Genomic DNA, 2,575 nt, shown 5'->3' with positions numbered 1-2,575 from the left:
GCCCGGGCCGCAGGCCTCGCACTAGATTTTCTCGCTGGCCAGGTGGTGGAAGTACCAGGCCAATTCGGGACGGCCCCCGCCCATTTGTTGCTTGATCGCAGTCACCAGATCCTCGCGGACTTGGCCGGTCGCTGTTTCCAAGCGCTGGCGGATCTCTGCAACCTCGGCGCTGGCGACCCATTCAAGGCAGGCCAGGTAATCGAGCACGCCCTTTTCCTCTGTTGGTGTAAGCATCTGCAAATCCCTCAGCAGTCAAACTGTCCGTGACAGAAAGGCGCCATCTAGGCCTTTTTCTGTCGGTTAGGTGTCTTCTTTGTGGTCCCTGGTTGGGCCTCCTTTGGCTGCTCATGCTTGGCGGCCATCTGCTTGACCTGCTCGGCTTCCTCGGGAGTGAGCCAGACCATGACAGGCACAAGGCCGACTGTTTGGCGTTCCAGCACGGCGGTTACGCGCTTGATTGCAGCGTGTACAAGCTGCCGCGACTGGCCGATCTCGTTGGCCACCTCGATAGGTTCCTTGCCCTCCACCAGCACCGCCCTGGCAATGTCCAGGGTTTTGGTGGACATGCCCCGGAGCGCAGGCAGGGAAGCGGTCCATTGTTCGGCGGTGTATTTCGGCTGGGTGGGCTGCATTCGCGGTTCCTTACTGTTGGCTAAATGCCCTGCTGCCGGCAGGGCGACGGGTCAAGTGTGCTACTGGTTCATTTGCTCGATGAAGCCCCGCGCATGCGCTTCCAGGCGGCGGGCATCTGTGGAACCGGCATGGAGACGGTGCCGTTTGACGCCCTGGGCGGTGGCTTTCCAGATGACGTAAAACGTCCCCTCGTTGTTGCGCTCGATAGTAATGGCAACGCCCTGGTCACTGGTACCAACCTTGGCGGCGACTGCCGCCACGGTTTCGCTTTCCAGTGTCTGGCGGTCCCATACCAGCAGGGGCACAAACTGGGGGTCGTTGATCGCGTCGGCTGTCTCCAGGCCGCCCGCATCGCACAACCACGCTTCGTCGTCATCGTCCCAGGCTTCGGCGGTGATCGGAAACATCCACGCCAGAAGTGGCCGACCGTCCTGCACCTGGCAGGCGTAAAGCTGGTCAGAGTCGAGCAGAAACGCCACGCAATCCCCAGGGATGAGCAGGCCATGCCCAGGGTTGGCCTTGAGTAACGATCGGTAGGCTTCCAACGTGCGTTCGTAAGTCATGGTCGGTTCCTCGATCTTAGGCCTTGGCCACGGCCAGGGAGTGGGTAGCGATGCGGCGCATGATGAGCAGGTGGGGCAGGGTGGCCAGGCCCGTCAAGGTCCAGTAGCGCCCGCCCCACTGGGCAAAAATGGTCGTCATGTTGCCGTGGTCCAGGTCGGCCAGCTTGAACGACGCGCCCAGCTCGTCGGCGTGGTAGTCGATGACGGGCCGCTGCGAAAGGTTGAACTCGAAACGGGCGGCGGTCGTGCGTGCCGGTGGCGTGCCATAGGCGCGTTCTTGATCGATCAAAAACGCCTCTTCGTCGCCCAGGATGGCGCCGGGGTAACGCACGCGCAGCTCGGGCAGCATCAGCCCGGAATGCTGGGCCATCCACATGTTCGGCGCGATCTGGCGGGCATAGTCGATGATCGCGGTATGGCCAGGGACATAGAAGACTTTGCACATGGTTCGATCCTCCAAGGGCGGGGGAAAGCCGGGCGTTTAACGCCCGGCTCGCCAATTACGCGGCGGCTTGGCCGCTGCGCAGGGCCTGGGCCAGTACCCACAAGGCGCGATTGAGTTTCACGTCTTGGTCAATGCCGTTAACGGCGCGGGTAGTTGTCCGGCGTCCTTGCTTGTTGCGGCCACGCAAGCCGCCCTTGATGGTGTTTTCCTGCACGCGGTTGAACGTGGTCCAGAGATCGCTTGCGCGGTCTTCGGCACGGCGCGGCATCAGCAGTTGCGACGGCGTGACCGGGGCAGGGCCTTCGGATGGGTCGTAGCGGTAGGCCAGGGCCGCCATGGCGAACGCTTCTTGCTCTTCCTGGCGCAAGTGGTAGTGCTGCATGTCGTCAAGGTTGGCGTCGATCTGCTCGAACTGGCCCAGCACCTCATAGGCACCTTCGATAACGTCGTTTACAACGTCGATGCGGCCGCTGTGGCGCACTTTCTGATCCATCGCCATGTCGCCCAGGACCAGCCCGTTAGCGCACACGAAACGGAACTTGCCGGCCATCATCTGGTAGCTGCTGCTGCCGTCGTGGCTGTTCAGCAGAATGATTTCGTTGGCTTCCTTGCTCATGATGTTGCTGGCATGGCGCAGGCGAATCATGTGCTTGGTGTGCTCGCGTTTGTCGGTGTTGCGGACGCGAGTCTGGCACGCCATGAACGGCTGAAAACCTTCGGTGCGCAGCGCATCGAGCACTTTCACGGTTGGAATGTACAGGTAACGTTCCGAACGGCTGTCGTGCGCTTCCTCGGCAAAGATCGAGGGCGCCACGCGGGCAATCTCGTCATTGGTCAGAGGGGCATCGCTGCGGATCATGCACGGGTTACGGAAGTTGCTGGAAAGACGCATTTTTGTATCTCCTTCGCAGATTCCCCGGAGCGGTTGCCGCCG

Annotated in this window: 5 protein-coding genes; all 5 read right to left on the bottom strand. The window is 61.7% G+C overall.

The window, feature by feature from the left end:
* Positions 1 to 21: 21 nt before the first annotated feature.
* Genes YA0848_RS34890 through YA0848_RS34870 form a run of 5 tightly spaced genes read right to left on the bottom strand, consistent with a single transcriptional unit; the run spans position 22 to position 2,533 of the window.
* Entirely contained in the window at positions 22 to 234 is a 213-nt protein-coding gene (locus YA0848_RS34890) for a hypothetical protein (protein WP_153334493.1), read from the bottom strand.
* 47 nt (positions 235 to 281) lie between these two features.
* Positions 282 to 632 carry a TrfB-related DNA-binding protein gene (locus YA0848_RS34885; RefSeq protein WP_044275690.1) on the bottom strand — a complete coding sequence of 117 codons (351 nt, stop codon included), beginning with the start codon at positions 630 to 632 and terminating at the stop codon, positions 282 to 284.
* Positions 633 to 692: 60 nt separating this feature from the next.
* Positions 693 to 1,196 carry a hypothetical protein gene (locus tag YA0848_RS34880; protein WP_198731571.1) on the bottom strand — a complete coding sequence of 168 codons (504 nt, stop codon included), beginning with the start codon at positions 1,194 to 1,196 and terminating at the stop codon, positions 693 to 695.
* A 16-nt stretch (positions 1,197 to 1,212) separates the two neighbouring features.
* On the bottom strand, positions 1,213 to 1,641 hold the full coding sequence (locus tag YA0848_RS34875) for a hypothetical protein (RefSeq protein WP_044275692.1): 429 nt from the start codon (positions 1,639 to 1,641) through the stop codon (positions 1,213 to 1,215).
* Positions 1,642 to 1,696: 55 nt separating this feature from the next.
* A complete protein-coding gene (locus YA0848_RS34870) occupies positions 1,697 to 2,533 on the bottom strand; it encodes a DUF932 domain-containing protein (protein WP_015272400.1) in 837 nt (278 codons plus the stop codon).
* Positions 2,534 to 2,575: the final 42 nt, after the last annotated feature.

It is taken from the genome of Pseudomonas sp. S4_EA_1b, from assembly GCF_016307435.1.
Lineage (GTDB): Bacteria > Pseudomonadota > Gammaproteobacteria > Pseudomonadales > Pseudomonadaceae > Aquipseudomonas > Aquipseudomonas rhodesiae.
The sequence above is the reverse complement of the archived record's forward strand: the minus strand, read 5'-3'. Positions and strand labels throughout refer to the sequence as shown.

Coding starts and splice junctions, on each gene's coding strand:
- YA0848_RS34890 (WP_153334493.1), bottom strand. CDS start 234: ATGCTTACACCAACAGAGGAAAAGGGCGTGCTCGATTACCTGGCCTGC.
- YA0848_RS34885 (WP_044275690.1), bottom strand. CDS start 632: ATGCAGCCCACCCAGCCGAAATACACCGCCGAACAATGGACCGCTTCC.
- YA0848_RS34880 (WP_198731571.1), bottom strand. CDS start 1,196: ATGACTTACGAACGCACGTTGGAAGCCTACCGATCGTTACTCAAGGCC.
- YA0848_RS34875 (WP_044275692.1), bottom strand. CDS start 1,641: ATGTGCAAAGTCTTCTATGTCCCTGGCCATACCGCGATCATCGACTAT.
- YA0848_RS34870 (WP_015272400.1), bottom strand. CDS start 2,533: ATGCGTCTTTCCAGCAACTTCCGTAACCCGTGCATGATCCGCAGCGAT.